Origin of the sequence: Novosphingobium organovorum, assembly GCF_022832435.1 — a bacterium.
Taxonomy (GTDB): Bacteria; Pseudomonadota; Alphaproteobacteria; order Sphingomonadales; family Sphingomonadaceae; genus Novosphingobium; species Novosphingobium organovorum.
Window position 1 is genome coordinate 1 of the sequence record NZ_JALHLF010000042.1, and the last position, 5,166, is coordinate 5,166.

General features: G+C 65.9%; 3 protein-coding genes. 2 read left to right on the forward strand and 1 reads right to left on the reverse strand.

Features of this window, described 5'->3' with window-relative positions:
• Positions 1-384: hypothetical protein (locus MTR62_RS11635; RefSeq protein ID WP_244021038.1), on the reverse strand; the 384-nt coding region annotated here is incomplete at its 3' end.
• A 302-nt stretch (positions 385-686) separates the two neighbouring features.
• Between MTR62_RS11635 and MTR62_RS11640 the strand changes: the two genes are divergently transcribed.
• Positions 687-2,291: a hypothetical protein gene (locus tag MTR62_RS11640; RefSeq protein WP_244021039.1), complete on the forward strand. Its 1,605-nt coding sequence runs from the start codon at positions 687-689 to the stop codon at positions 2,289-2,291.
• A gap of 94 nt (positions 2,292-2,385) precedes the next feature.
• Positions 2,386-5,109, forward strand: a complete 2,724-nt coding sequence (locus MTR62_RS11645) for a TonB-dependent receptor domain-containing protein (RefSeq protein WP_244021040.1) — start codon at positions 2,386-2,388, stop codon at positions 5,107-5,109.
• Positions 5,110-5,166: the final 57 nt, after the last annotated feature.

Consider the following 5,166-nt stretch of genomic DNA (forward strand, 5'->3'; position numbering starts at 1 on the left):
CAGCGCGCGCAGGCTGGCGCGGCGGCCATCGGCGGCGAGCACGCGCGAATCCGCCCAATGCCCGTCGCCCGTCTCCAGATCGTAACGCACGCGGGTGGACAGCGCGGCGTCGTAGGTCTCCAGCGCGCGGTCCATCTCGCCCAGCCGCGTGTAGGCCGCGGCGAGATTGAGCAGCACCGCCGGGTCCTGCGCGTGGTCGGCGCGCGCGGCGACCAGCTTGGCCAGCGCGGCGCGGTCTTCGCCCCGGCTCAGTTCGGCATAGGCGACATCGGCCCCGGCCGAGGCCGAATCGGGGCGTGGCACCGCGACGATCAGCGAATTGGCGGCCAGCGCGGGCGCGGCCTGCCCGGCCAGAAGAACGAGTGCGGCGGCGGTGAGCGACATGGTTTTCTCCCTTGAGGTGCGCGATTGGCCCGATTGTGCGGCAAAAGGCACAGCCAGCAAGAAAAATGACTCCAGTGTCATAAAAGTGCAATCAAACCGTGAACTGCGCAGAAATACGTGAGTCGCGGAGAATTCCCCGCTCCGCCATCCGCGTCTCGGCACCAATTGTCATATTACAGTATTATTTCTGAAGATTACTGTCACGAGATCGCCAACAAACTGTCACCCCCCCGCCTTAGGGCCGCGAGCAACGATGACGGACGCCCCGCATCGTCGAATCCGATCCAACGGGGGAAACCGAAGTGAAGAATCTTTCTGGCTTGCTGCTTCTGGGTTGCAGCGCGCTCGCACTCGCCGGCTGCGGCGCCGACGACGTCGCCTCGCCGGGCGCTGGCAGCGTGGTCATCACCAACAACAACGGCAGCACCTCGACCTCGACCGCGACCTCGGGCACGCTGATCGAAGCGGCCAGCGAATGCCCCAGCTTCAACGCCACCGGCGGCCTTTCGGACGACGGCACGATCGAGGATTCCTCGGGCAACTCGTGGCGCGTGTGCACCCTGCCCTCGCTGATCGACACCAGCTCGGTGCTGTCCTCGGTCGAAGGCGTGATCTACCGCATGAACGGCCGCGTCGACGTGGGTTGCGACGGCGGCCCGACCGCCCCGACTTCGGCCAGCCCCTACACCACCACCACCGCCTCGTGCATCTCGGCGGGCACCACCTCGCTCAGCGCCGACACCGGCGTGACGCTGACGGTCGATCCGGGCGTGGTGATCTACGGCGAAACCACCACCGATCCGGCCTGGCTCGCGGTCAACCGCGGCAACCAGATCATGGCCGACGGCACCGCCTCGCGCCCGATCGTGTTCACCAGCCGCCAGAACGTCATCGGCACCGCCACCGACAGCTCGCAAGGCCAGTGGGGCGGCGTCGTGCTGCTCGGCCGCGGCATCACCACCGACTGCACCGACGGCACCTCCCCGTGCCAGCGCGACACCGAAGGCGCGGCCACCCCGGCGCTCTTCGGCGGTTCGGACAACACCTATAGCGCGGGTTCGATGACCTACGTGCAGATCCGCTATTCGGGCTACAGCCTCTCGGCCGACGCCGAGCTGCAGTCGCTCACCGCGGGCGCGATCGGCACCGGCACCACGCTGGACTACATCCAGTCGGTCAACAGCTCGGACGACGGCGCCGAATTCTTCGGTGGTGCGGTCAACATGAAGCACTACATCGCGGTCAACGCCGACGACGACAGCCTCGACACCGACACCGGCGTCCAGGGCAACTACCAGTACCTCATCATCGCCCAGCGCGCGAGCGACGGCGACGCCTTCTTCGAGATCGACTCGAACGGCAACACCAGCGACACGCCGCGCCAGACGTCGACTTACGCCAACTTCACCGCGATCCAGGCCGGCTCCAACCCCGCCAACTCGGACGCGGCGAGCGTCATGGTGCGCGGCAACGCCGACGCCAACTTCGTCAACGGCATCTTCTACACCCCCAACAACGAGTGCATCCGTCTGCACGGCTCCTCGTCGGTCGCGGGCGAATCGGCGACTTTCACCGCCAATTCGGTGGTCATGACCTGCGGCGACACCGGCCCGTTCCTCGACACCGGCACCTACAGCACCGGCGATGCCGAGGCGATGTTCGATGCCGGCACCAACAACAACTCGGCCTTCACCTCGACCCTCACGAGCACGTTCGTGAACGGGACGAACGAAAGCGGCGTGACCGCCTACGCCAGCCTGACCAGCCTTTCGAGCACCTTCGACGCGGTGTCCTACATCGGCGCCGTCTCGGGCTCGAGCGACACCTGGTACACCGGATGGACCTGCGACAACGCCACCGCCGACTTCGGTTCGGACAGCCTCTGCACCGCCCTGCCGACCACCTGATCGGCCGCCCAGCGATCCGGGAAAGGGGCGGTCGCCGTTCGGCCGCCCCTTTTCCTTGCTTCCATCTGCACGCGTATTTCAGGGGGACCCACCCATGACCAAGCTGCGGCTTGTCCCGTTCCTGCTCTTCTCCACGATGCTGACGCCCGGCATCGCCAAGGCGCAGGAGAGCGACACCACTTCCCAGCCCGCCACGGCCCAGAACACCACGGCCCGGAACACCATGGCGGCGCCCCCCGACGGCGACGATCAGGACGCGGCTGCGTCCAGCCCGGACATCTCCATCCCCGGCGGCGCGATCATCGTCACCGGCAAGCGCCAGCTCAACATCGAACGCGCCGCGACCGAAGTCGTCTCGGTGCTCTCGAGCGAGGACATCGCGCGCACCGGCGAGGGCGACATCGCGGGCGCGCTGGGCCACGTCACCGGCCTGTCGGTGGTCGGCAGCGGCTACGTCTACGTGCGCGGCCTTGGCGATCGCTACTCGCTCGCGCTGCTCAACGGCTCACCGCTGCCCAGCCCCGAACCGCTCAAGCGTGTCGTCCCGCTCGACATGTTCCCGACCAGCGTGGTCGCCTCCTCGCTGGTGCAGAAGACCTACTCGGTCAACTTTCCCGGCGAATTCGGCGGCGGCGTCATCAACCTGACCACCCAGGCCGTGCCCGACGAAAGCTTCCTGACCATCGGCGGCGGCATCGGCTGGGACAGCGAGACCACCAACCAGCTGAGTTACGGCTACTATGGCTCGAAGACCGACTGGACCGGCTACGACAACGGCCTGCGCCGCATTCCCCAGGACCTGCGCGCGCTGTTCAACAGCAACGAAGCGCTCAGCGCGACCAGCGAGACCGCCAACGACATCGGCGCGGTGCTGTTCACGGGCCGCAATTCGGTGGTCCAGAAGATCGACCACACCCAGCCCAACTTCTCGGTCAACCTCGAAGGCGGCACGTCGTTCGACATGGGCGGCGCGACGCTGGGCCTGATCGTCTCGGGCGGATACTCGAACAAGACCCAGACCCGCATGGCGACCCGCGAGGCGACCCAGGGCCTGAGCGCGGACTACGATCAGCTGATCGAGAGCAACACCGCGGTGCAGACCGACAACCGCATCGTCGTCAACGGCCTCGTTGGCCTGGGCCTCGAATGGGGTGACAATTCGATCCGCTGGACCAACGTCTACATCCACGACACCGACAAGAACACCGTGCTGACCTCGGGCAAGAAGCCCGAGCAGAACGACAGCTACGATTACATGACCCAGCACACCGGCTGGTACGAGCGTCAGCTGATCGACAGCCAGATCGTCGGCGAATTCAAGCCCGCAGACGACACCACGATCAACCTGCGCGCGGGTTACGCCAATTCCAAGCGGCTGGCCCCTTACGAGATCACCGCCGAATACGTGCGGCTCAACTCGGGCACGACGACGGGCGATTCCTACGTCAACTACCTCGGCTCGAACAGCGGCACCTCGCCCACCACGGTCACCTTCTCGCGGCTCAACGAGGATGTCTGGTCGGCGGGCGGCGACGTCTCGCACAGCTTCTCGACCAGCTGGAGCGGCACGGTGGGCTACGCCTACCAGATCAATTCACGCTCCAACATGCAGCGCGAGTTCGACGTCTACGCGACCGGCGATTCGACGACCATCGCCGATCTTGGCACGCTGCGCCTCGACGTCCTGCTCCAGCCGGGCATGTGGTATCTGGCCAGCTCGGACACCGGGGTCGACTACGATCTTGAACTGCGCGACGTGAACGCCGCCTACGGCGCGTTCCAGGCCCGCCTCATCAACCACGCCTATTACGGCAAGGTCGATGGGCAGATCACCGACGATCTCTCGATCGATGCGGGCGTGCGCTGGGAATACGCCAAGCTGCAGTCGATCCTCAAGCCGGTGGTCACCGCCACCGGCTCGACGATCACCAGCAAGAACGAGTATTTCCTGCCCGCGGTCACGCTGACCTACCAGTTCACGCCCGCGCTCCAGCTGCGCATCGCGGCCTCCAAGACGATCGCGCGCCCGCAGTTCCGCGAGCTGATCTACCAGGTCTTCTACGATCCCGATTCCAACCGCAGCTACCAGGGCAACCCCAAGCTCAAGGACAGCCAGCTGACCAACCTCGAAGGCCGCATGGAGTGGTACTTCGACCGGCAGGACCACCTCTCGGGCGGCGTGTTCTACAAGCACATCAAGAACCCGATCGAAAGCTACCTGTACTATTCGAACGGGTTCTACACGAGCTACGCCAACGCGCCCGCCGCCAACCTCTACGGCGCCGAGTTCGAGGCCGAGAAGCACTTCGAACTCTATGGCCTGGGCAAGGCCTTCGAAACCCGCCAGCTGGTGCTCAACGCCAACTACACGATTTCGAAGTCCGAGCTGAAGGTGGGTTCGAACGACGTCGTCGACCTCTACACCTCGACGTCGCCGGCCGAGGACTACTTCGTCGACGGCGCGCCGCTGACCGGCCAGTCGCGCCATCTCGCCAACCTCGAGATCGGGCTCGAGGACACCGACCACCTCTCGCAGCAGACGCTGATGCTCAACTACGCCTCCAGGCGCGTGACGAGCCGCGGCGTGGTCGGCTCGGTGCGCCAGCCCGACGTGTTCGAATACCCCGGCTTCACGATCGACTTCGTGGTGCGCCAGGGCATCAAGGTGGGCGGCAGCGAATTCGAGCTCAAGCTCGAAGGGCGCAACCTCACCGGGCGCGGGCACAAGGAATACCAGACTTTCGAGGACGGCACGGTGCAGTTCAACTCCTATGCGCTGGGCCGCGTGTTCAAGGCCTCGGCCTCGATGAAGTTCTGATCCGCGCGCACCCCTTGCCGCGCGCACCATGGGCCCGGCCGCTCGCTTGCGAGCGGC